Source organism: Micromonospora sp. NPDC049559, from assembly GCF_040676675.1.
GTDB lineage: Bacteria > Actinomycetota > Actinomycetes > Mycobacteriales > Micromonosporaceae > JBFAPK01.
On record NZ_JBFAPK010000004.1, the window covers coordinates 296204 to 317778 of the forward strand.

At 73.8% G+C, this 21575-nt stretch carries 23 protein-coding genes and 1 riboswitch; of the genes, 4 read left to right on the forward strand and 19 right to left on the reverse strand.

Translation table 11 applies throughout. From position 1 onward, the window contains the following. Positions 1-47: 47 nt before the first annotated feature. Both AB0J86_RS08670 and AB0J86_RS08675 read right to left on the reverse strand, forming a co-directional pair. Positions 48-530 (reverse strand): MarR family transcriptional regulator, encoded by a 483-nt coding sequence (locus AB0J86_RS08670; RefSeq protein WP_363854634.1) that lies wholly within the window; start codon positions 528-530, stop codon positions 48-50. 98 nt (positions 531-628) lie between these two features. Beyond that, the gene (locus AB0J86_RS08675) at positions 629-1867 is read right to left on the reverse strand and encodes a chorismate-binding protein (RefSeq protein ID WP_363854637.1); all 1239 of its coding nucleotides are present in this window, start codon (positions 1865-1867) and stop codon (positions 629-631) included. Between the two features lie 178 nt (positions 1868-2045). Between AB0J86_RS08675 and AB0J86_RS08680 the strand changes: the two genes are divergently transcribed. After that, complete coding sequence (locus AB0J86_RS08680) at positions 2046-2246, forward strand: DUF5999 family protein (RefSeq protein ID WP_167189506.1); 201 nt, start codon at positions 2046-2048, stop codon at positions 2244-2246. Between the two features lie 188 nt (positions 2247-2434). Here AB0J86_RS08680 and gcvP read toward each other — a convergent pair whose 3' ends face one another. Continuing rightward, positions 2435-5275, reverse strand: coding sequence for an aminomethyl-transferring glycine dehydrogenase (gene gcvP, locus AB0J86_RS08685; RefSeq protein WP_363854640.1), 2841 nt, complete (start codon positions 5273-5275; stop codon positions 2435-2437). A 79-nt stretch (positions 5276-5354) separates the two neighbouring features. Then, a riboswitch (glycine riboswitch) is annotated at positions 5355-5453 on the reverse strand. A 159-nt stretch (positions 5454-5612) separates the two neighbouring features. Between gcvP and mgrA the strand changes: the two genes are divergently transcribed. Then, on the forward strand, positions 5613-6605 hold the full coding sequence (gene mgrA, locus AB0J86_RS08690) for an L-glyceraldehyde 3-phosphate reductase (RefSeq protein ID WP_363854643.1): 993 nt from the start codon (positions 5613-5615) through the stop codon (positions 6603-6605). Between the two features lie 91 nt (positions 6606-6696). On the opposite strand, the gene AB0J86_RS08695 is transcribed toward mgrA, so the two are convergent. From AB0J86_RS08695 to AB0J86_RS08770, 16 genes are all read right to left on the reverse strand, one after another. Further along, the gene (locus AB0J86_RS08695) at positions 6697-7398 is read right to left on the reverse strand and encodes a cell division protein DivIVA (RefSeq protein WP_363854646.1); all 702 of its coding nucleotides are present in this window, start codon (positions 7396-7398) and stop codon (positions 6697-6699) included. Continuing rightward, on the reverse strand, positions 7395-8582 hold the full coding sequence (locus AB0J86_RS08700; RefSeq protein WP_363854649.1) for a globin domain-containing protein: 1188 nt from the start codon (positions 8580-8582) through the stop codon (positions 7395-7397). The genes AB0J86_RS08695 and AB0J86_RS08700 overlap by 4 nt, the downstream gene beginning before the upstream one ends. 2 nt (positions 8583-8584) lie before the next feature. Continuing rightward, positions 8585-9007 (reverse strand): group 1 truncated hemoglobin, encoded by a 423-nt coding sequence (locus AB0J86_RS08705; protein ID WP_363854651.1) that lies wholly within the window; start codon positions 9005-9007, stop codon positions 8585-8587. A gap of 269 nt (positions 9008-9276) precedes the next feature. Then, the gene (locus tag AB0J86_RS08710; RefSeq protein WP_363854654.1) at positions 9277-10008 is read right to left on the reverse strand and encodes an ElyC/SanA/YdcF family protein; all 732 of its coding nucleotides are present in this window, start codon (positions 10006-10008) and stop codon (positions 9277-9279) included. Between the two features lie 139 nt (positions 10009-10147). Continuing rightward, entirely contained in the window at positions 10148-10747 is a 600-nt protein-coding gene (locus AB0J86_RS08715) for a MerR family transcriptional regulator (protein WP_363854657.1), read from the reverse strand. 227 nt (positions 10748-10974) lie between these two features. Continuing rightward, entirely contained in the window at positions 10975-11439 is a 465-nt protein-coding gene (locus tag AB0J86_RS08720; RefSeq protein ID WP_363854661.1) for a bifunctional nuclease family protein, read from the reverse strand. Positions 11440-11643: 204 nt separating this feature from the next. Beyond that, on the reverse strand, positions 11644-12348 hold the full coding sequence (locus AB0J86_RS08725) for a MerR family transcriptional regulator (protein ID WP_363854784.1): 705 nt from the start codon (positions 12346-12348) through the stop codon (positions 11644-11646). A 50-nt stretch (positions 12349-12398) separates the two neighbouring features. Continuing rightward, on the reverse strand, positions 12399-12851 hold the full coding sequence (locus tag AB0J86_RS08730) for an FHA domain-containing protein (RefSeq protein WP_363854664.1): 453 nt from the start codon (positions 12849-12851) through the stop codon (positions 12399-12401). Between the two features lie 211 nt (positions 12852-13062). Continuing rightward, positions 13063-13443 (reverse strand): glycine cleavage system protein GcvH, encoded by a 381-nt coding sequence (gene gcvH, locus AB0J86_RS08735; RefSeq protein ID WP_363854667.1) that lies wholly within the window; start codon positions 13441-13443, stop codon positions 13063-13065. 70 nt (positions 13444-13513) lie between these two features. Continuing rightward, on the reverse strand, positions 13514-14587 hold the full coding sequence (locus tag AB0J86_RS08740) for a DUF881 domain-containing protein (protein ID WP_363854670.1): 1074 nt from the start codon (positions 14585-14587) through the stop codon (positions 13514-13516). A 145-nt stretch (positions 14588-14732) separates the two neighbouring features. After that, complete coding sequence (locus tag AB0J86_RS08745; RefSeq protein WP_363854673.1) at positions 14733-15065, reverse strand: small basic family protein; 333 nt, start codon at positions 15063-15065, stop codon at positions 14733-14735. Next, a complete protein-coding gene (locus AB0J86_RS08750; protein WP_363854676.1) occupies positions 15062-16003 on the reverse strand; it encodes a DUF881 domain-containing protein in 942 nt (313 codons plus the stop codon). The genes AB0J86_RS08745 and AB0J86_RS08750 overlap by 4 nt, the downstream gene beginning before the upstream one ends. Beyond that, positions 16000-16560 carry a CDP-alcohol phosphatidyltransferase family protein gene (locus AB0J86_RS08755; RefSeq protein WP_363854787.1) on the reverse strand — a complete coding sequence of 187 codons (561 nt, stop codon included), beginning with the start codon at positions 16558-16560 and terminating at the stop codon, positions 16000-16002. The genes AB0J86_RS08750 and AB0J86_RS08755 overlap by 4 nt, the downstream gene beginning before the upstream one ends. 422 nt (positions 16561-16982) lie before the next feature. After that, positions 16983-17372, reverse strand: coding sequence for a DUF2267 domain-containing protein (locus AB0J86_RS08760; RefSeq protein WP_363854679.1), 390 nt, complete (start codon positions 17370-17372; stop codon positions 16983-16985). A gap of 163 nt (positions 17373-17535) precedes the next feature. Next, positions 17536-19167 carry a SulP family inorganic anion transporter gene (locus AB0J86_RS08765; protein WP_363854790.1) on the reverse strand — a complete coding sequence of 544 codons (1632 nt, stop codon included), beginning with the start codon at positions 19165-19167 and terminating at the stop codon, positions 17536-17538. Positions 19168-19241: 74 nt separating this feature from the next. Next, positions 19242-19670 (reverse strand): metalloregulator ArsR/SmtB family transcription factor, encoded by a 429-nt coding sequence (locus AB0J86_RS08770; RefSeq protein WP_363854682.1) that lies wholly within the window; start codon positions 19668-19670, stop codon positions 19242-19244. 99 nt (positions 19671-19769) lie between these two features. Between AB0J86_RS08770 and AB0J86_RS08775 the strand changes: the two genes are divergently transcribed. Together AB0J86_RS08775 and AB0J86_RS08780 are read left to right on the forward strand one after the other, a co-directional pair. Further along, entirely contained in the window at positions 19770-20543 is a 774-nt protein-coding gene (locus AB0J86_RS08775; RefSeq protein WP_363854685.1) for an SDR family oxidoreductase, read from the forward strand. 123 nt (positions 20544-20666) lie between these two features. Next, positions 20667-21557 (forward strand): universal stress protein, encoded by an 891-nt coding sequence (locus AB0J86_RS08780; RefSeq protein WP_363854688.1) that lies wholly within the window; start codon positions 20667-20669, stop codon positions 21555-21557. The last annotated feature ends 18 nt before the right edge of the window (positions 21558-21575 follow it).

The following is a 21575-nucleotide window of genomic DNA, read 5'->3' on the forward strand; positions in this document are numbered from 1 at the left end:
CGACGGGCCGCAGCGGCATCGCCGCGGCGAGTCGGCGGGGCGGCGCGTCAGGCGGGCTGGCCGGCGGGGGCGGCGTCGCCGAGGTCCAGGAAGACCGTCGGTGCCCGGTTGGCCAGCACCACCTCACCGAGCAGCGCGGCGAGCGTGTCGCGGTCGGCGTCGCCGAGCCCCGCGGTCAGCGCGTCGACCCGCCGGCAGGTCTCGTCGTAGAACCTCGCCACGACCGCGCTCCCCTGCTCGGTGAGCACGACCCGGACCGCGCGGCCGTCCCGGGGGTCCGGCTCGCGGCGGACCAGTCCGCGCCGCACCGCCCGGTCCACCAGGCCGGTGAGGCTGGACTTCTCCAGCCCCAGCACCGCGCCCAGCTCCGTCATGCCGTACGGCTGGGACATCAGCACGCAGAGCAGCTGCCCCTGCTGCACCGTGAGGCCGTACTCCCGGCTGGCCTGCGCGTAGACGGCGTTGACCAGGAACGCGGAGCGTACGAGCGCCGCGACGACACCCATCTCGCCGTCGGTGGCCTTCCCCATGCCGCCAGCGTACGTGGCGGACGGTTCTCGGCACGAACCATCCGCGGGCGCTGCCGGAGACGAGCCGGGGACGGGCGCGCGGCGACGGGGGCCGGGACCTACCCGGGCGGCGTGACCGCGTTCCCCGCCAGCCTCGCCCGCAGCGGCGCGGCCTTCGCGGCCGCCTCGGCGACCTCGGCGTGCGGGTCGCTGCCCCAGGTGATGCCGCCGCCGGCCCAGAGGTGCAGCCGCTCGGCGTCGGCCGCCGCGGTACGGATCGTCAGGCCCAGGTCGAGGTGATCGGGCCCGATCCAGCCGAGCGCGCCCATGCTCGCGCCCCGGCCGACCGGTTCGAGGGCGGCGATCTGCTCCAGCGCGGCGAGCTTCGGCGCGCCCGTGACCGAGCCGCCCGGGCAGACCGCCCGCAGCAGCTCCGGCAGGCCCATCCCGTCGTCGAGCACGGCCGAGACGGTGGACTCGGCCTGCCACAGGTCGCACCAGCGGCGGATGCCGTACAGCTCGTCGACCCGGACCGAGCCGGTGCGGGCCAGCCGGGCCAGGTCGTTGCGGGCCAGGTCGACGATCATGACGTGTTCGGCGCGCTCCTTCGGGGAGGCGAGCAGCTCGCGCCGGCCGGCGGCGGTGGCGGGCCGGGTGCCCTTGATCGGGCGGGTGCGGACCCGCCCGGCCGAGACCTCGACGAGGGTCTCCGGGGAGGCGCAGCCGACCGCCCAGCCGGGGCCGGACAGCACGCCGCCGTACCGGGCGCCGGGCAGCGCGGCGAGCCGGGCCAGGGCCGGCAGCGGGTCACCGGCGTACCGGGCCGAGGCGTGACCGACCACGTTGACCTGGTAGACGTCGCCCCGGCCGATCGCGGCGCGGGCGCGTTCGACGGCGGCGGCGTGGGCGGCCGGGCTCCAGCTCTCCACCCAGTCGCCGAGCCGCCAGCCGGCCGCGGCGGCGCCCGTCCCCGGCGCGTCACCCTCCCCCACGGCGGCGTCGCGGGGACCGCCGGAGAACGGCGCGGGCGGTGGCGGCGGCCCGGAGCCGTCGCGGGCGTGCTCGTAGACGACCGCAACCAGGTCCGGTACGGCGGGCGCCGGGCTGGCCGCCCCGGTCGGCGCGCCGACCAGCCGGGCGCCGGCCGCGGCCGAGACGAAGACGGCCGCGCCGCAGACCGTACCGGGATCGTGGCGGGCCGGACGGGCGCCGAGCCGGGTCAGCTCTCCGACCGGCAGCCCGTGCGCGGCGAGCAGCTCCGCCAGCAGCGCGGCCGGGTCGCCCGGGTCGCCGACCCGCCACCGCAGCCGGTCCCGCTCGCGCAGCCGCCCGGCGCAGCGGGTCGGCGCGGCGGGCATCGGCGGGCGCTGATCTGGGAGCGCTTCCACGACGGAAGTACCGACCTCCCTCATCCGAAGAGCCGATTCTTGCGTATTTCCACCCGGACCCGTTCGTTGAAGTTTGTTTTCCCTTGGTACTGTGCGTGATTGGTCATGTGAACCATGCCACAGCGCCCCCACAGTCCGGAGACCCACGATGTGTCAGCATCAACCGACCTGTCCCTCCGCAGAAGCGACCGACCGGGAGGCTGCCCGCGTCATCGCCTGCTTCCGTGAGCAGGGATGGAGCCTGCTCTGCAATGGGGTGATCGTTTTCGAGGACACCGGCGAGCTGCTGCCGGACGGCCGGACGATCGCGCCGCACCGCGGCCCCGCCCGACACGCCCTCGTCGCCTGACGTCGACACCCTCGGTAACGACCCGGGTGCCGAGCCGGCGGGCCAGCAGAACCCCCGCTGACCCGCCGTAGCGCCGGCCCCGACCCCGCCCCGGCGGAGCGCGGAACCGCCGCCGGGAGCCACGCCTCGGGTCCGCCCGGGCGGCAACGTCGCCGCCCGCCGGCCGCGGCCCGGGCATCCGTCGCGCTCTAGGCGAACGCCGCCGGCGGCGGACAGGAGCAGACCAGGTTCCGGTCGCCGTACGCGCCGTCGATGCGCCGCACCGGCGGCCAGTACTTCGCCATCCGGTCGACCCCACCCGGGTACGCGCCCACCGAGCGCGGGTACGGGTGCGGCCACTCGTCCCCGCTGACCATCACGGCCGTGTGCGGCGCGTTGCGCAGCGGGTTGTCCGCGGCCGGCCACTCGCCCGAGGCGACCCGGTCGATCTCCTCCCGGATCGCGATCATGGCGTCGCAGAAGCGGTCCAGCTCGGCCAGGTCCTCACTCTCGGTGGGCTCCACCATCAGCGTGCCGGCCACCGGGAACGACATCGTCGGGGCGTGGAAACCGTAGTCGATCAGCCGCTTGGCCACGTCGTCGACGGTGATCCCGGTCGCCTTCGTCAGCGGCCGCAGGTCGAGGATGCACTCGTGCGCGACCAGGCCCTTGTTGCCGGTGTAGAGCACCGGATAGTGGGCCCGCAGCCGGGTGGCGACGTAGTTGGCCGCCAACACGGCCACGCCGGTGGCCCGGGTCAGCCCCTCCGCGCCCATCATCCGCAGGTACGCCCACGGAATCGGCAGGATGCCGGCCGAGCCGTGCGCCGCCGCCGAGATCACCGGCCGGCCGCCGCCGGCCCCGAGCGGATCGCCCGGCAGGTACGGCGCCAGGTGGGCGCGGACGGCCACCGGGCCGACCCCCGGACCGCCCCCGCCGTGCGGGATGCAGAAGGTCTTGTGCAGGTTCAGGTGTGACACGTCGGCGCCGAACAGGCCCGGCTTGGCGAAGCCGACCAGCGCGTTGAGGTTGGCGCCGTCGACGTAGACCTGCCCACCCGCGTCGTGCACCTTCGCGCAGAGCGAGGCGATCCCTGTCTCGTACACGCCGTGGGTGGACGGGTAGGTGACCATGATCGCGGCGAGCGTCTCCCGGTGCGCCTCGATCTTGTGGTCGAGGTCGACCAGGTCCACGTCGCCGTTGTCGTCGCAGGCCACCACGACCACCCGCATGCCGGCCATCACGGCGCTGGCGGCGTTGGTGCCGTGCGCCGACGACGGGATCAGGCAGACGTCCCGGTGGGCCTCGCCCCGGTCGCGGTGGTAGGCGCGGATCGCCAGCAGACCGGCCAGCTCACCCTGCGAGCCGGCGTTGGGCTGCACGCTGACCGCGTCGTAGCCGGTCACCTGGGCCAGCCACCCCTCCAGCGAGGCGATCAGCTCCCGGTAACCGGCGGTCTGCCCGGCCGGCGCGTACGGGTGGATCGCGGCGAACTCCGGCCAGCTCACCGCCTCCATCTCGGTGGTCGCGTTGAGCTTCATGGTGCACGACCCGAGCGGGATCATGCCCCGGTCCAGGGCGTAGTCCAGGTCCGCCAGCCGGCGCAAATAGCGCAGCATCGCGGTCTCCGAGTGATGGGTACGGAAGACCGGGTGGGTGAGGAAGTCGCTGCTCCGGGCCAGCCCGGCCGGCAGCGCGGACGGCGCCCGCTGCGGCGCCACCCGGGCGGTGTGCCCGGCGACGGTGCCGAACGCGTCCCAGACCGCCGCCAGGTGCGCCTCGGTGGTGGTCTCGTCGCAGGAGATCCCGACCCGGTCGGCGTCGACCAGCCGCAGGTTGATCCCCGCGGCGGCGGCCGCGGCGACCACCTCGGCGGCCCGGCCCGGGATCCGGGCCAGCACGGTGTCGAAGAACGCCTCGTGCACCACCTCGACCCCGTCGACGGTCCGCAGCCCGGCGGCGAGGGTCGCGGCCCGCCGGTGGGTCCGCTCGGCGATGGCCCGCAGCCCGTCCGGGCCGTGGTAGACCGCGTACATGCTGGCCATCACGGCGAGCAGGACCTGGGCGGTGCAGATGTTGCTGGTCGCCTTCTCCCGGCGGATGTGCTGCTCGCGGGTCTGCAACGCCAGCCGGTAGGCGGGGTCGCCGGCCGCGTCGCGGGAGACGCCGACCAGGCGGCCGGGCAGCATCCGCTCCAGGCCGCCGCGCACCGCCAGGTAGCCGGCGTGCGGACCGCCGAAGCCCATCGGTACGCCGAAGCGCTGGGTGGTGCCGGCGGCGATGTCGGCGCCGATCTCCCCGGGCGGGCGCAGCAGGGTCAGCGCCAGCAGGTCGGCGGCGACGGTGACCAGGGCACCCGCGGCGTGCGCGGCCGCCACCAGGCCGGCGTGGTCGCGTACCGCCCCGGAGGCGCCCGGGTACTGCAGGTGCAGCCCGAACAGCTGCTCCGGCAGCGGCTCGCGCTCCAGGTCCACCACCCGCACCTCGATGCCGAGCGGCTCGGCCCGGGTGGCGATGACCGAGATGGTCTGCGGCAGCGCGTCGGCGTCGACGACGTACACGTTGCTGGCGCTCTTGGCGGCGCGGCGGGCGAGGGTCATCGCCTCGGCCGCGGCGGTCGCCTCGTCGAGCATGGAGGCGTTCGCGGTGGCCAGCCCGGTGAGGTCGGTGACCATCGTCTGGAAGTTCAGCAGGGCCTCCAGCCGGCCCTGGCTGATCTCCGGCTGGTACGGGGTGTACGCGGTGTACCAGGCCGGGTTCTCCAGCACGTTGCGCCGGATCACGGCCGGCGTGTGCGTACCGTGATAGCCCAGCCCGATCATCGACACCGCGACGGTGTTGCGGGCGGCCAGCGCGCGCAGCTCGGCGATCGCCTCCGCCTCGGTCGCCGGGGCCGGCAGGTCCAGCGTGCCGTGCCAGCGGATCACCTCGGGGATCGCGGCGTCCATCAGCTCGTCGGTCGAGGCGTAGCCGACGGTCTCCAGCATCCGGCGCTCGCTGTCGGCGTCCGGGCCGATGTGGCGGTCGGAGAAGGGCGGGGGTGCGGTCATCGGGGCGCCTCCGGGGCGAGGTCGACAGGTCGGCCTCCCCCTCTGTCGCGGCCACGCTCGCGCGCGGTGCTCCAGAGCGCCTGCCCCCGCGGTCCTTTTGCCTGAGAGGTTCCGGGGAGGATTTGCCCCTTCGGCGCCACCCCGGTCGGTACGGGGCGGTCTCTCCCACGAGGGTGGTACCGGCACCGGCAACGCTACCAGTGGCTCCCGCCGCCGTCGGTGGCCACCGTTGCCGCTGTGGCCCCTGGTACCCCCGCGAGCGCTGGGACGGGCTCGCCAGGCGCCCCGCCCGCGGACCCAGGTCGGGCCCGTGACGGGGAGATCATAGGGTGAAGGCGTGACCTACCAAGCCGCGGACGACCGCTACGACTCGATGACCTACCGGCGCGCCGGCCGCAGCGGCCTGCGCCTGCCGGCCATCTCGCTGGGCCTGTGGCACAACTTCGGTGACGCCCGCCCGTGGGAGCGGCAGCGCGACATCTGCCGCCGCGCCTTCGACCTCGGCGTGACCCACTTCGACCTGGCCAACAACTACGGCCCGCCGCCCGGCTCCGCCGAGGAGAACTTCGGACGGATCCTCGCCACCGACTTCGCCCCGTACCGGGACGAGCTGGTGATCTCCACGAAGGCCGGGTACAACATGTGGCCCGGCCCGTACGGCGAGTGGGGCTCCCGCAAGTACCTGGTCGCCTCGCTGGACCAGTCGCTGCGCCGGCTGGGACTGGAGCACGTCGACATCTTCTACAGCCACCGGTTCGACCCGGACACCCCGCTGGAGGAGACGATGGGCGCCCTGGACGCGGTGGTACGCGCCGGCAAGGCCCAGTACGTCGGCATCTCCAACTACAACTCGGAGCAGACCGCGCAGGCCGCCGCGATCCTGGCCGAGCTCGGCACGCCCCTGCTGATCAACCAGCCGTCGTACTCGATGGTGAACCGCTGGCTGGAGCGCGACGGCCTGCTCGACACGCTGGAGCGCGTCGGCGCCGGGGCGATCGCGTTCAGCCCGCTGGCGCAGGGCCTGCTGACCGACCGGTACCTCGAGGGCATCCCCGCCGACTCGCGGATCGCCACCAGCGTCTTCCTCAACGAGGACGCACTGAACGAGACGACCATGGCGAAGGTGCGGGCGCTCGGCGCGATCGCCGCCGGCCGCGGCCAGTCGCTGGCCCAGCTCGCCCTGGCCTGGGCGCTGCGCGACCCGCGGATGACCAGCCTGATCATCGGGGCCAGCAGCGTGGCCCAGCTGGAGGCGAACGTGGCCGCCCTCGACAACCTGGACTTCGGCGACGACGAGCTGGCCGAGATCGACAAGTACGCCACCGAGTAGTGGCAGTGCGGCGGCGGCGGGCGGTGGGCTCGCCCCCACCCGCCGCCGCACCCGTTGCCCGGCGCGGCCCCGCCGCTCGGTCGTGGACCCGCTACCGCTGCTCGTGCCGGGAGAGCGCCGCCAACCCGTTCCCGTCGTGGTCCCCGGCCAGCGCGGCCGGGGTGGCCTCCCGGGCGATCCGGTCCATGGTGCGGGCCAGGTGCTCGCTGCCGTCGTCCAGGTGCCGGGCCGCCGCCTGCATGTGCGAGATCATCATCTCGCCGAAGATCCGCAACGCCTCCCGGGTGGCGGTGGTGTCGTCGAAGGTGGGACCGGCGGAGGCGCGGTAGTTCTGCACCGCCCGCTCGGCCTCCTGACGCGCCTCCTCGACCGCCGCCTGCATATAGCTCTCGTACTGCACCCGCGCGTACTCGGCCACCCGGCGGGCGTAGTCGTGGGCCTGCGCGATGATCTGCTCGGCCTCCCGCTGCGCCGCCGAGAGGAGGTTCACCTCCTTCGCGGCGGGCAGCTTCGCCTGCGGATTCGTGCTCGGCAGCACGCCGTGCCGGTGCAGCTCGACGTGGTCGTGCAGCCGCGCGTTCTCCGCCCGCAGGTCGGCGATCTGCGTGGCGAGCAGGTCCAGCTCGTCGGCGACCTGCATCCGGAACCGGTCCACGTCCTGGTGGTCGTAGCCCCGGCGGGCGAACGAGGCGCTGTCGAACTCCCAGCGCCGCACCCGGTCGGCGGTCAGCCGGATCTGTACCGCGCTGCCGGGTGCGCTGGCGTCGTACCTGCTGATCTGGCCTGCGCTCATTGCGCGCCTCCCTGTGCCTCGGGACGGGTGGACGGGTCCAACCCGCCGCCGGCGATCCGCCAGGTCGGGCCGTACCACTCCTGCCCGAACATCTCGTGGTGCAGCTGCGCCGGGTGGTAGCCGAGACGGCTCAGCGTGTTGACCGCCCCGTGCACCATCTCGTCGGAGCCGCACAGGTACACGTGCCGCGAACGCCAGTCGCCGTCGGCCAGCGCCCGGTCGATCACCTGGGCCGACTCCCCCGGCCGCGGCGACTCGTTGCCGGCCACGTACGTCACCCGCAGCCACGGGCAGGACGCGGCCAGCTTGTCGATGGCCTCGCTGTCGTAGAACTCCAGCCGGGAACGGGCACCCACGTACAGGTCGACCCGGCGCCGGCCGCCCTCCGCCGCGACCTGCTCCACCAGCGACTTGATCGGTGCCCAACCGGTGCCCTGGGCGAGCAGCAGCAGGTCGCCGCCCGCGGAGTGCTGCAACGACAGCTGCGAACCGACCGGGGAGGCCAGGTGCAGCTGGTCGCCGACGCTGGTGCCGTACACCAGCCGGGAGCTGACCGCACCACCCGGCGCGGCCCGTACGTGCAGCTCCAGCGTGCCGTCCATCCGGGGCGCGTTCGCCGGCGAGTAGTACCGCCAGGCCCGCGCGGCCGGATTGGAGACGCCGATCGACTGGCCGGGCGTGAACGGCAGCAGGTACTGCGGGCGCAGCGTCAGCACGGCGATGTCGAACGAGCGCCGCTCGTGACCGATGACCTCACCGACCCACCACGGCGGCGCCACGTTCTCCGCCGCCGCGGCCGCCTCGGTCATCACCTGGGCGACCAGCCCGTACGCCGCCGTCCAGTCCTGGGCCAGCTCCTCGGTCCACTGGTCGCCGAGGAAGTACTGCAGGGTGGCGAGCAGCGCCTCGCCGACGGCCGGATAGTGCTCCGCCCGTACCGCGAACTTGCGGTGGTCGGCGCCGAGGTGCTGCAGGAAGCCGACCAGCTGATCCACCTGGTCCACATTGGAGACAATGTGCCCCAGCGCGGTCACCAGCCGGTCCCGCTGGCCGGCCATGTTCGTCGGAAACATCTGCCGTACCTCGGGGTTGACGAGGAACAGCGTGGAGTAGAAGTAGAGCGGCACCTGGTCGCCGTGCGCGGCGACCAGGGCCCAACTCTGTTTGAGCCTGGCAGTGTCCACGATCAGGTCCGGTTGGCCACTACCTGGTCCTGGACCTGGGCGAGGACGGTCTGGACGTCGGCGAGGATGTCCGCCGGCACCCCGAGCCCGGCCAGGGTCGCGTGCAGGTGCCCGCCGACCTTGGCGTAGTGCTCGACCGGGATGTTGAGCGGCTGGTGCGCCTCGGCGAGCGGGCGACCGGTGTAGCCGTTCGGTCCACCCAGGACGGTGGTGAGCATCAGCACCTGGTGCCGGCGCAGCTGCTCCAGGTCGACCTTCTCGAAGTACCCGGTCAGGTCCGGGTCGGCCAACACCCGCTCGTAGAACTGGTCCACCGCGAGCTTGATCGCAGGCGAGCCACCGATGCGCTGGTAGTGCGACTGCCCGCTGTTCGCGGCGTCGTCCACGGCGGACGACTCGGCGCTACTCGAACCAGTTTCGGTCACTGTATTTCCTTCCGGCGTCGGGGGCGCGCGAGATGAGGCGCGAGGGGGGTGACGGCAGGTCGCCAGTCCGCAATCCGACAGTCAACGCAACCGCGTGTCGGACGATAGCGTGCGAACCCGATGATGTCAGCCCGCCCCGCCCCAAATAAGCCCAGGGGTCTCCAACCCCCGGACACCCGCCGTGACCAGGGGCGCACGCCACCACCAAGCGTTCCCGAACCGTCGCTCAGCGCGCCGCCGATCCCGCCGGCTCCGCCACCGAGTGTCCACTATCCGTCGCGCAACGCGTCGTCGACCCCCCGCTCCCGCGGACCGAGGAAGACCGGATCCCGACCGGTCACCACGTCGTACGCGGCCTTCACCGCGGCGAACCTCTCCCGCACGCTCGCCCGCAGCCAGGAAAACCGGTACCGGCTCACCGACTCGTCGCCGACACCCACCGCGTCGAGCCCCGCGTCACGGCACAACGCCACCGCCCGGTCGACGTGGAAGCTCTGCGTCACCACGATGAGCCGCCGCACCCCGAAGACCCGCAGCGCCCGCTGACACGAGTCGTACGTGTCGAAGCCCGCGTGGTCCTCGACGACCCGCTTCTCCGGCACACCTCGGGCGACCAGGTACCGGCGCATCGCGCCCGGCTCGTCGTACCGCCACTGACCGTGGTCGCCCGAGACGAGCACCGCCCGCGCCTTGCCGAGGTCCAGCAACCGCTTCGCCAGATCCAGCCGGGCCGCCAGGAACGGCGACGGTGTGCCGTCCGGATACACCTGCGCACCCAGCACCAGCACGACCGGGGCGGCGGGCACCCCGGCCACGCTGTACACGTGGTCGCGCGCCTCCCGGCGGATCCACAGCAGGCTGCCGGCGACCAGCAACCCGCAGACCAGTACGCCGGCCAGACCGACCCGGAACAGCCGGCGCAGCCACCGGCGGCGACGTCCGACACCGCCGGACGCGGCGGGTGACGGCTTCTCCGGTTCGGGCGACGATGCGAGGGACATGCCGCAATTCTGCGGTAACGGCCCAACCGACGTCGCACCCGCCGGCGCGTGGATCCGCGCGCCAGCGCGCCGGGCAGGCGTTCCGCGATGATTGGTGCGCCGGGTGATGCGGCCCGCGACCGGAGCCCGGCGCGCGGGATCAGCCGGCGCGCCGCCGGGCCCGGCGGGCCGCCAACTCGTCGCCGACCGCCTCCGGCGCCGCCACAGGCAGCTCGGCCGGCGGCGCACCGGCCGGCTCGGCCGGCAGATGCGACAACGAACCCTGGATCTCCTTGAACGCCCCGGCGATGGCGATGCCGAACACGCCCTGACCGCCCTGGAGCAGGTCCACGACCTCCTCCGGCGAACGGCACTCGTACACCGTGGTGCCGTCCGAGATCAGCGTGATGCCGGCCAGGTCACCGACCCCGCGCACCCGCAGCGTCTCGATCGCCTTGCGGATGTTCTGCAGCGAGACCCCGGCGTCCAACAGCCGCTTGACCACCTTCAACACGACCAGGTCGCGAAACGAGTAGAGCCGCTGGGTGCCGGAACCCGACGCGTCCCGGATGCTCGGCACCACCAGCGCGGTACGCGCCCAGTAGTCCAACTGCCGGTAGCTGATCCCCACCGCGTGACAGGCCGTCACCCCGCGGTATCCCACCGTGTCGGCGTCGTCCAGGAACCCGTCGCCCGGTTCCGCCGTTGCGGCTCGACGGTCATCTGACGGACCCGGCTCAGGGTCCTGCCGCTCGTGCATCCGACAACCTCCCCGCCAGTGCGGTGCCACGTCGTTTCTACCGACCGGCACCCCTCGACAAGGCAACCCTATAGCTCCGGAGAGGGCTTACCCGGCAGGATTTGCCGCGACACGCCGCCAGGCGAACCGCGGGACACGCCGCAACGGCCCGTACGGGCACGGCACCACCGACGAGAAAAGCCCGCCGGTGGGCCACCACGACCACGCCGGCGAGCTACCGCGAACCGTCAGCCCGCGAAGTCCTCCGGCCGAACCTGCTCCAGGAACTCCCGGAACTTCTCGACCTCGTCCTCCTGCTCGTCCGGAATCACGATGCCCGCCTCGCTGAGCACCTGCTCCGCACAACGGATCGGCGCACCGACCCGCAACGCCAACGCGATCGAATCGCTCGGCCGGGCCGAAATCCGCAACCCGTCACCGATCAACAGGTCCGCGTAGAAGACGTTCTCCTTCAACTCCGTGATCTCCACCGCCCGCAGCGGCGCCTCAAGCGCCGCCAGGATGTCCCGCAACAGATCGTGGGTCAGTGGCCGGGCGGGCTTGACGCCCTGCTGTTCGTAGGCGATCGCGGTGGCCTCCACCGCACCGATCCAGATCGGCAGGTAGCGATCACCCTCAACTTCCCTGAGCAGGACGATCGGCTGGTTACTGGGTAGCTCCACCCGAACCCCGACCACGCTCAGCTCGCGCACCGCCGCCTCCGTGTCGTTGTCTTCATGCCCCGTACCGCACCCCTTCCCTGCACGGTACACGGGCCGCGAGACAGTCGTCCCACGCGCGTTGCTCACATCCCGCGGGCACGGGATGGGTTTACCCCGCGAAGCCTACGGCACTCCCGCACCCGCAGATCTTTCCGGCGGAGCCCCGCGGGGCCGCTCAGCGGCCCCACCGTCGACTCAACGGCCCAGCGTCGACCGCAACCCCACCCGCATCAGCGCCGCGTGCAACTGCTGCGAGAGCCCGACCAGCTCCCGCGCGGTCTCCGCCGCCCGGGCCCGCGCCGCCGGATCGTTCTGCCGGGCCAACGGCGCGATCAGCTGCGCGAAGAGACCCACCTCACGATCCGCCGCGGTACGGAAACCACGCAGGTGCCGCGGCTCCAACCCGTACGCGGCCAGCCCCGCCACCGCCTGCGCGATGATCAGCGCCTCGCCGTCGTACCAGCCCGGCGGGCTGGACACGATCATCCCCAGCCGCTCCAGCTCGCCCAGCGTGCCCTCCGCCAGACCGGTACGCTCGACCAGCTCGGTCCGGCTCAACAGGGCGTCCGGCGCGGCGTCGTCCTCCCGGTCGGCGTCCCGCCCCGGCAGCTCCCCCTCCGGCCCGACCGCGACCAGGGCGGGCCGCTGCCGGGCCACCGGATCGTCCTCCCGGTCGAGCCGGGCCAGCTGGTCACGGATCACCCGCAGCGGCAGGTACTGATCCCGCTGGGCGGTCAGCACGAACCGCAACCGCGCCACGTCGTCCCAGCTGTACTTCCGGTAGCCGGCCGGTGTGCGCTGCGGCTCCACCAGCCCCTCGGCCTCCAGGAACCGCAGCTTGGAAATGGTCGTGTCGGGGAACTCCACCCGCAGATGCGCGAGCACCTCGCCGATACTCATCAACGGCTGGACCCCGGCGGCCGCAGAGGCCGCCGCCGCCGCGCGCTTGTTCACCCCCGGCCGGCCTCCTCCTCGGGTCGCGGCCCGGCGATGAACACCAGCCGGAACTTACCGATCTGCACCTCGTCGCCGTTGCTCAACGTCGCGGCCTCCACCCGCTCCCGGTTGACGTACGTGCCGTTGAGGCTGCCCACGTCCCGGACCGTGAAAGTACCGCCGTCGCGGTGGAATTCGGCGTGCCGGCGTGACACCGTCACGTCGTCGAGGAAGATGTCACTGTCGGGGTGACGCCCACTGGTGGTGACATCGTGGTCCAGCAGGAACCGGGCGCCGGCGTTCGGACCACGCCGGACGACGAGCAACGCCATACCGGGCGGCAACGAGCCGGACATCCGGCTCGGCACCACATCGGCGTCCGGCCCCTCCAGCACTTCGTCAAGCGAACCGAGATTCAGCGTCGATGTGACGTCGAGCGGGGGGAACTCGTCGTCTGGGCGCGTCATGGGACCACCTCACGGATCTGTTCGGTCGGCGTCGGGTAATGGCGGGTCTGGCCGCCGGGCATCGAACTCCCGGCGGCTGGCTCCCCGTGCCTGGGTAGGCATTTCCGCAACGCGTGACTATCGGATTCTCGGTCGACTGGGCGAGCCTAGCCAGCGCCGAAAAACAGGGCAACCGGACGCGCGGACACAACCGGTTCGGGCCCGACCGCGCTCAGCTCTGGGTCAGCTCGCGGTAGGCGTCGGCGGTGAGGAGCCCGGCCACCGAGTCCGGGTCGGCCGGAGCGATCTCCACGAGCCAACCCGACCCGTACGGGTCGGTGTTGATGATCTCCGGGGTGTCCCCGAGTTCGGCGTTGCGGGCCACCACCGTGCCCGAGACCGGCGCGTAGATCTCCGAGACGCTTTTGGTCGACTCGACCTCGCCGAACGACTCGCCCGCGGAGACCACCGCGCCCTCCTCGGGCAACTGGACGTAGACGATGTCGCCGAGCGCGTCCTGCGCGAAATGGGTGATGCCCACCCGCACCGGTCCGCTGCCGTCGCCGGCCACCCACTCATGCTCGGCGGTGTACCGCAGGTCCTCAGGAATCACCAGACACGCGTCCTTCATCGTCGCACTTCACCGGGTGCCGAACCGGCGGACCGGCCCGGCCCGCGCCCGGTCAAGAAACCGGGCGCGCGTGTTTCAAGTTCGTCGGCGCGTTGACGGCGACCACGTCGACCACCTCACGCTCCTGGACGATCACGTTACCGCCGTCCCCGTTGACCGACGCGACCACCCCACCGGGAATGTTCAACGCCGTACGCATCGTGGTCGGATCACCGATCACCGTGATCGTGTACGGTCCGATCAACCGCCGCCCGCTGACCGTGATGCCGTTCTCCGCGTCCAGGAAGTAGGTGGAGGCGATCACCCGTACCGTCGCCCCGCCCCGGTCACTGATCTGCATCGCCTCGGCCCCCGCGCCGCGCAGCTCCTGCACCGCGTCCAGCAACGTCGAGGCCCGGATCGGGCTGGCCGCCGCCGAGAACTGGATCGTCAGACCCGGACCACGGGCCGGCAGCGTACCGGCCAGGATGCCCAGCTCGTCCGCCCGCCGGGTCGCCTCGTCCAGCGCCGCCTGCCGACCCTCGGCACCCGAGGTCAGCTGCCGCTGGCTGTCCTCCAGCCCACCGATCTCCTGCCGCAGCCGGGACTCCTGCGACTCCAGGTCCGACAGGATCCGCACCAGGTCGTCCTGCCGCGTCGCCGCCAGCGTGGGATCCGCCGAACTGGTCTTGAGCTGCACCACCAGCGTGAAGCCCAGCAGGGCGAGCAGCACACCGATCATCCCGCCGGCACCGGTCAACCGCGGCCGGGTCAGCCCCAGCCGCACCCAGACACTCTCCTCCGCCGCCGACTCGGCCCGGCCGGACTCCGCCCCCGCCGCGCCGTCACCGGCGTCGTCACCCGCCGCCGCGTCCGGACGCCCGGTACCCCCGGCCGCCGCCGCGCCGGCCGCGCCGTCCCCGCCGGCACCCGCCGACGGGCGCTCCTGCGGCTCCTCGTCCTCGCCGAGATCCGTACGCTCGGTCGGATCGCTCCAGTCCAGCAGCTCGGTGCTCTCGTCCGCGCTGTCGGCCGCGGCGGCGCTGGCCGGCGGCTCCGCCACGGCCCCGCCCAGCGCACCGGGCTCGACCACCGCCGGGCCGACCCCGTCCGCCGGCGGCGCGTCCGGCCGCGGATCGGGCGGCACCGCCGGACCGGAAGCCTGCGCCGACGGCGTGGCCGCACCGGCCGACGGAGTCGCCGCAGACGGCCGTCCCAGGGGCCGCGTCGGCTCGTCGTCGCCCGGCCAGCCCGTCTCGGAATCCCTGCGTTCGTCAGTCATCGCCTCGAACCTACGCCCGGAAGAGGTGCCGGCGGATGGCCGCCACGTTGCCGAAGATACGAACACCGAGGACGACCACGACGCCGGTGGACAACTGCCCGCCGACCCCGAGCTGGTCCCCGAGATAGACGATGATGCCCGCCACCAGCACGTTGGAGATGAAGGACACCACGAACTGCTTGTCGTCGAAGATGCCGTCCAGCTTCGCGCGTACCCCACCGAACACCGCGTCCAACGCCGCCACCACGGCGATCGGCAGGTACGGCAGCAGCGCGGGCGGCACCGTCGGATCGAGCCACACGCCGAGCCCCACACCTACGATCAACGCGAGCACAGGGATCATCGGCCGCCTCCGGAGGATTGTCGGCCCGCACCGGACGGCTGCGGGCTGCTGGACCGCCCCGCGCCCGACGGCGAGCCGCTCGGCTGGGGCACGGGCTTCGCGTAGTTCAACTGGGGCGCGGCCGCGGCCGGCAGGGTCAGGTCGTCGACGCCGCGTACCCCGAAGGACATGCCGTGCTCGGACGCCACGCTCGTCAGCAGGCGGGCCGCCGCGCTGGCCCGGAACGCCTTCTCCATCCCGCCGGGACCGATCGCGGAAACCTCGTACGGGCCCGTGACCGGCCGGAAGTCCACCAGGATCGCCTCGCCGGCCGCCCGGATCGTCGAGGTCGCGGTGAGCCGCTGACCGTTGATCGAGATCGCCTCGGCGCCGCTGCTCCAGAGCGCGTTGGCGATGTTCTGCAGGTCGCTGTCGAGCACCCGCCCGAGGTTGTCGCCGCTGCGGGCCCCGGTCACCGCGTCCGCCTTGGCCGGCGCGTCGGCCACCCGCACCACCACCCCGTCGCCGCGGACCCGGCCGAGACCCGTGGCGGCCTCCAGATCCCGCAGCCGCGCGGCGTCGCTGCCGGTCAGCGCCGCGTCGCGCTGCTTGGCCACCTCAGCCCGCAACCGGTCGGCCTGGTGCGTCAGCTGGTCGGTCTCCGCCTCCCGCTGCTTGATCTGCGCCACCAGGCCGGCGCGTGCCTGGGCGCGGTTCGGCTCGTCCTCCATCGTCTGCCGGTACGCGATCGCCAGCAGGAACCCGAGCGCGAGCAGGGTGACCACGGTCACCGTCCGCAGCGCGTCGCGGCGCCAACCGGTCACCGCGGCCCCGCTGCGCCGCCGGGCGGCGGCATCCGCGTAGCCCGGGTCGAGCGGATTGCGGAACAGCTCGGTGAGGAAGTCGGGGGCGAACGTGCGGTCGCGCGCCGGCGCCCCGGGCGAGCGGGGAGCGGTCACGGCGCACCCGTCCGGGCCGCCCGGGCGAGACGGATCAGGTGGGCGGCCTCGACCAGGTAGAGCACCCCGGCCGCCCAGTAGAGCACCAACCCCCACCAGGCCAGGCTCCAGCCGATCGCCCCGGCCACCGCGCTGGCCCCCGGCACCGCGGCCGCCAGCAGCAGCGTCGGGAAGGCGGCGAGCAGGATGAAGGTGGCCGTCTTGCCCAGGTAGTGCACCGGCGGCGGGCCGTAGCCGTACCCGCGCAGCACCAGCAGCCGCAGCCCGAGCAGCAGCTCGCGGGCGAGCAGCGCCACCGTGAACTGCCACGGCACGACCTCGCGGATGGTGAGCGCGACCAGCGTGGCCAGGATGTAGAGCCGGTCGGCGAGCGGGTCGAGCAGCTCCCCGAGGCGGCTCACCTGCCGCAGCCGGCGGGCGACGTACCCGTCCACCCAGTCGCTGGTGCCGCCGACGGCCAGCACGATCACCGCGGCGACGTCCGCGCGCGGACCGAGCAGCAGGTAGAGGAAGAGCGGTACGCCCAGCAGGCGGGCGAAGCTGATCAGGTTCGGGATGGTGAGGACCCGGTGGCCCGGTTCCGCGGACCGGTCGACGGTGCCATCGGAGGGCTGGGCAGCTGCTTCCCGCGCCGGCCGACGCGACACCGAACCTCCCTCCGCGGCACGGTCCGGTACCCCGCCGCGCGGCAGCGGGCGGTCCGGAAACCGAGGCGCGCTCCGGCCGGTGGCCGAGGACCGCACTGGTCCCCCGGCGACGCCGGCTCATCGATGCGGCCCCCGGCGCTCGGCGCTCCAACACGCCCGGGGCTGCTGTATTGCGGAGCCACTATATCCGGCGCGAGGAGATCTCAAAGGACGTGGCGCGGCCGGTGTCGAGGTCGTGGTGGCCCAGGTACGGGTGAGCCTCCGCACAGCCCGTACAGCATCCTAGGACACTAGCTGGTTCGGGTGGCTCGGGCCGGGACGCGGTACCCCCGTCAGCCGCTCATGCTGGCCCGGCCGAAGAGCACCGCGTACCCGGAGGGCAGCTGGCTGAGCACGTCGTTGAGCTCGCCGCCGGTGACCGCCTCGGCGACCGTGGAGAGCACCGCGCTCGCGTCCCACTGGGCGGTCTGCTCGGTGGCGCCCGTGCCCGTGGCGATCCGGGCCAGGAACTCCTGTACGCCGAAGGGCACCGCCGGACCCGCCTGCTCGGTCAGCCACGCACCGGCCGGCAGCGGCAGCTGCGCCGCCAGGTCCTCGGCCTCGTCGAAGTTGAGCCGCTGCGCGAGCACCCCGAGCACCAGCCGCGTCACCCGCTCCGCCTCCTGCCGGTCCCCGTACTCGCCGCGCTCGCGCACCCGCGCCACGAACTCGTCGTACTTCATTGGCTGCACCTCCGTCGCGGCGCCGCGGTCACCCGGACCGTCGGCGCGGGCCAGGCCGGTCGAGAGGCGTTACCCGCGCGGCCGGCGATGATGCCTGCCGCGCCGGCACGGGCGCGACCGCTCCCCCGCCGGGCGCCGCCCCCGGCCCCGCCAGCGGCCGGGCTCACCAGGGCCGACCGGCCGCCGTCGCCGGGCCGACCAGCGCCCCGGTGCGGTCCAGGTGGGCCCGCGCCGCCTCGATCGCCTCCGGCGTGTCCGGGAAGAGCCGGCCGGCGGTACGCAGCCGCCCCAGCAGCCCGATCGCGTCGAGGGTCCGTTCCAGCCCTCGTGGCACGCCGGAGAGCAGCACGAGCATCCCCCGGTGTTCGAGCCGTTCGACCGCGTCCCGCAGCACCGTCGCGCCCGTACCGTCGACGGTGGAGACCCGCGACATGCGCAGGATGACCACCCGCACGTCGGCCACGTCGGCCAGTTCCAGCAGGAATCGGTGCGCCGCCGCGAAGAAGAGCGGCCCGTCGACGCGGTACGCCACGATGTGCTCGCGGAGCAGGGCCGCCTCCTCGGCCCGGTGGTCGCCGACGTCGAGCGGTACCTCCTCGAGCCGGGTCACGGACGCGATCCTCCTGATCGCCAGCGCGCCGGCCAGCACCAGCCCGATCCCGACGGCGACCACGAGGTCGAACGCGAGGGTGGCCAGGGCGGTGAGCGTCATGACGAGCGCGTCGGAGCGGGTCGAGCGGGCCAGCGCCGCCAGGGAGCCCACCTCGACCATGCGGACCGCGGTGGCCAGCAGGACCCCGGCCAGCGCGGCCAGGGGGACGTACGCCACCACCGGGGAGGCGACCAGCATGATCACCGCCAGCGCCGCCGCGTGGGTCAGGGCCGCGAGCCGCGAACGGGCGCCGGAGCGCACGTTGACGGCGGTACGGGCGATCGCCGCGGTCGCCGGCACGCCCCCGAAGAGCGGGGTGACCAGGTTCGCCACCCCCTGGCCGAAGAGTTCCCGGTCCGGGTCGTGGCGCTGGTTGACGGTCATTCCGTCGGCCACCGTCGCCGACAGCAGGCTCTCCAGCGCCGCGAGCGCGGCCACGGCCAGCGCGGACGTGAGCAGGGTCGGTACCGCACCGGGGTCGAGGAAGGCCAGGCTGGGCGCCGGCAGCGTGGTCGGCAGCTCGCCGACGGTGGCGACGTCGAGCGGCAGCACCCGGGCCGCCAGCGCGGCCAGGCCGACCGCGACCAGCGAGAACGGCACGGTGGGGCGCCACCGCGCGCCGGCCAGCAGCACCCCGGCGACCGCGACCGCCAGGCCCAGCGCGGGCCAGCGCGGCTGTCCGGCGAAGTCGGCCAGCGCCCGGCCGGCCACGACCACCACCTTCTCGCCCGGTGGGGTGGGCACGCCGAGCGCGGCCGGTACCTGCTGCAGGAAGATGACGGCGGCGATGCCCACGGTGAAGCCCTCGACCACCGGGACCGGCACGTAACGCACGTACCGGCCGGCCCGGGCGAACGCCAACGCGACCAGGACTACCCCGGCCAGCAGGCCGACGGTCAGCACGCCGCCGGGACCGTACCGCGCCACGATCGGTACCAGGACCACCGTCATCGCCCCGGTCGGGCCCGACACCTGCAGGTTCGACCCGCCGAAGAACGCGGCCAGGGCGCCGGCGACGATCGCGGTCGCGAGTCCGGCGGCGGCGCCCAGTCCGGACGCGACACCGAAGCCCAGGGCCAGCGGAAGGGCCACCACCGCCACGGTGAGCCCGGCGACGAGGTCCCGGCCGGGTTGCCGGCGCATCGCCGCGAGGTCCGCCCGGGTCGGCAGCACCCCGGTGATCCGGGCCAGGCAGGCACGCGGCACCGCGGCGACCCTCACCGGCGGGCCACGGCCGCAGCGTCGGCGCCGTCGCCCGGCTCGGACGCGCCCTCGACGGCGGCGTCACGCGACTCGCCCGGCTCGGGCGCGCCGTCCACGGCGTCGTCACGCAGCTCGTCGAGCAGTTCGGCCTGGCCGACGAGCATCTCGGTCAGGAACCGGCGCGCGGCCCGCATCAGGTCGGCCACGTCCGGCCCGGCCAGGGCGTAGACGACGGCCGAGCCCTCCCGCCGGGAGGTCACGATCCCGGCCCGACGCAGCACCGACAGCTGCTGGGAGAGGCTGGACGCCTCGATCTCCACGTCGGCGAGCAGATCGCGTACCGCCATCGGTCCGTCGCCGAGCAGTTCCAGCACCCGGATCCGGACCGGATGCCCGAGGGTACGGAAGAACTCGGCCTTGCGCTGGTACAGGGGTACGGGCACCGGGGCTCCCCGCCTTCACCAATCGACCAATTGAAGAGATCTTCATTTCATCATGTCCGCCACGGAGCCGGCCGGGGCCCCCGGCCGTACCATCCCGGAATGGATCTGGGACTGGACGGACGCGCCGTCGTCATCACCGGCGCCAGCCGAGGACTCGGCTGGTACGTCGCACGGCGGCTCGCCGCGGAGAACTGCGCCCTCGCCATCTGCGCCCGCGGCGCCGAACCGCTGCACGAGGCGGCGCGGCGGCTGCGCGACGAGTACGGCGTACCGGTGCACGCCGAGGCCGTCGACGTCACCGACCACGACCGGCTCACCGCCTTCGTCGAGCGCTCCGCCGAGACGCTGGGTGGGCTGCACGGGCTGGTGGTCAACGCGGGCGGCGGGCGGGGCGGGCTGCTGGACGCCTCCACCCCGCAGGACTGGGCGGCGGTCTTCGACGTGAACGTGGTGCACGCGGCGACGGCCGTCCGGGCGGCCGCACCCCACCTGGCGGGCGGCGGCTCCGCCGTACTGATCTCGTCGATCTCCGGCTGGAAGCCGGCGCCCAGCGCCCAGTACGCCGCCGCGAAGGCCGCGATGATCCACATGAGCGCTTCGCTGGCCCGGGAACTCGGCCCGCGCCGGATCCGGGTCAACGCCGTCTCGCCGGGCTCGCTGCTCATCCCCGGCGGCGGGTGGGATCGGTTCCGCGCGGAGCGCCCCGACGAGTACCAGCGCTTCCTGGCCGAGTTTCCGACCGGTGAACTCGTCGACCCCGACGACGTCGCGGCCGTCGTGGCGTTCCTCCTCTCCGCGCGCGCCCGCGCGGTCAGTGGCGCCAACATCCCCGTCGACGCGGCGCAGAACGCCCCGAGCGCGCTCGGGTACTGACGGGGCACGGCTACCTGCCCCCACCCGGGCTGACGCCAAAGGACGTGCGCACCGGCGGCCGGCCGTGGTACCGGCTCGGCGGTATCGGCCCGCGCGGGGCGCGGCGCTGGGCATAGTGGCGGGATGAGCACCCTCACCGACGCGCCCGTGGTCGTCGGGGTGGACGGCTCGCCGGCCGGGCTGCGGGCGGTACGGCTCGGCGCCGCCGAGGCCGCCCTGCGCCGGCGCCCGCTGCGGCTCGTGCACGCCTTCATCTGGAAGGTGCTCGGGGTCGCCGCCGGGCGGCCGGAGGGGGGCCGGCCCGACGAGGGGCTGCGGCCCCAGGCCGAGCGGATGCTGGACGAGGCGGTGGCGGTCGCGCGCGAGGCCGCGCCGGGGCTGCCGGTCGGCGGCGAGGTGCTCGACGGCGAGGCCGCCGCCGTGCTGCTGCGCGAGTCCACCCGCGCCACCATGATCGTGCTCGGCGACGGCGGGCTCGGCCGGTTCACCAGCCTGCTGGTCGAGTCGGTGGCGATCCAGGTGACGGCGAAGGCCGACTGTCCGGTGCTGGTGGCGCGCGGCGAGGAGCGGCCCGGTCCGGTGGTGGTGGGGGTCGACAGCTCACCGGTCTCCGAGCTGGCGGTCGACTTCGCCGCCCAGGAGGCGTCGTTGCGCGGCACGGAGCTGGTGACCGTGCACGCGTACACCCACCCGGAGTCGGTCGGGCCGGGCGACCTGCAACCGTTGGTGTACGACCCGCGCGCGCTGCGCGGCGACGAGGAGCGGCTGGTCGCCGAGGCGACCGCCGGGCTGGCCGACCGGTACCCGGACCTGGTGGTGCGCCACGAGGCGGTCCGGGGCCGGCCGGCACCGACGCTCGTCGACAGGTCCGGCGAGGCCGCGCTGGTGGTGGTCGGCGCGGTGGGCCGGGGCAGCGTCACGGGACTCCTGCTCGGTTCGGTGAGCCAGGCCCTGCTGCACCACGCCCGCTGCCCGCTGGCGATGGTGCACGGACTCCCCGAGGGCATGGCCTGACCCGGGGCGGGTAGTCGG

Coding starts and splice junctions, on each gene's coding strand:
- AB0J86_RS08715 (WP_363854657.1), bottom strand. CDS start 10,747: ATGCACGAGCGGCAGGACCCTGAGCCGGGTCCGTCAGATGACCGTCGA.
- AB0J86_RS08695 (WP_363854646.1), bottom strand. CDS start 7,398: ATGAGCGCAGGCCAGATCAGCAGGTACGACGCCAGCGCACCCGGCAGC.
- AB0J86_RS08675 (WP_363854637.1), bottom strand. CDS start 1,867: ATGCCCGCCGCGCCGACCCGCTGCGCCGGGCGGCTGCGCGAGCGGGAC.
- AB0J86_RS08775 (WP_363854685.1), top strand. CDS start 19,770: ATGGATCTGGGACTGGACGGACGCGCCGTCGTCATCACCGGCGCCAGC.
- AB0J86_RS08680 (WP_167189506.1), top strand. CDS start 2,046: ATGTGTCAGCATCAACCGACCTGTCCCTCCGCAGAAGCGACCGACCGG.
- AB0J86_RS08670 (WP_363854634.1), bottom strand. CDS start 530: ATGGGGAAGGCCACCGACGGCGAGATGGGTGTCGTCGCGGCGCTCGTA.
- AB0J86_RS08725 (WP_363854784.1), bottom strand. CDS start 12,348: ATGAGTATCGGCGAGGTGCTCGCGCATCTGCGGGTGGAGTTCCCCGAC.
- AB0J86_RS08730 (WP_363854664.1), bottom strand. CDS start 12,851: ATGACGCGCCCAGACGACGAGTTCCCCCCGCTCGACGTCACATCGACG.
- AB0J86_RS08780 (WP_363854688.1), top strand. CDS start 20,667: ATGAGCACCCTCACCGACGCGCCCGTGGTCGTCGGGGTGGACGGCTCG.
- gcvP (WP_363854640.1), bottom strand. CDS start 5,275: ATGACCGCACCCCCGCCCTTCTCCGACCGCCACATCGGCCCGGACGCC.
- AB0J86_RS08765 (WP_363854790.1), bottom strand. CDS start 19,167: ATGCGCCGGCAACCCGGCCGGGACCTCGTCGCCGGGCTCACCGTGGCG.
- AB0J86_RS08745 (WP_363854673.1), bottom strand. CDS start 15,065: ATGATCCCTGTGCTCGCGTTGATCGTAGGTGTGGGGCTCGGCGTGTGG.
- AB0J86_RS08760 (WP_363854679.1), bottom strand. CDS start 17,372: ATGAAGTACGACGAGTTCGTGGCGCGGGTGCGCGAGCGCGGCGAGTAC.
- AB0J86_RS08710 (WP_363854654.1), bottom strand. CDS start 10,008: ATGTCCCTCGCATCGTCGCCCGAACCGGAGAAGCCGTCACCCGCCGCG.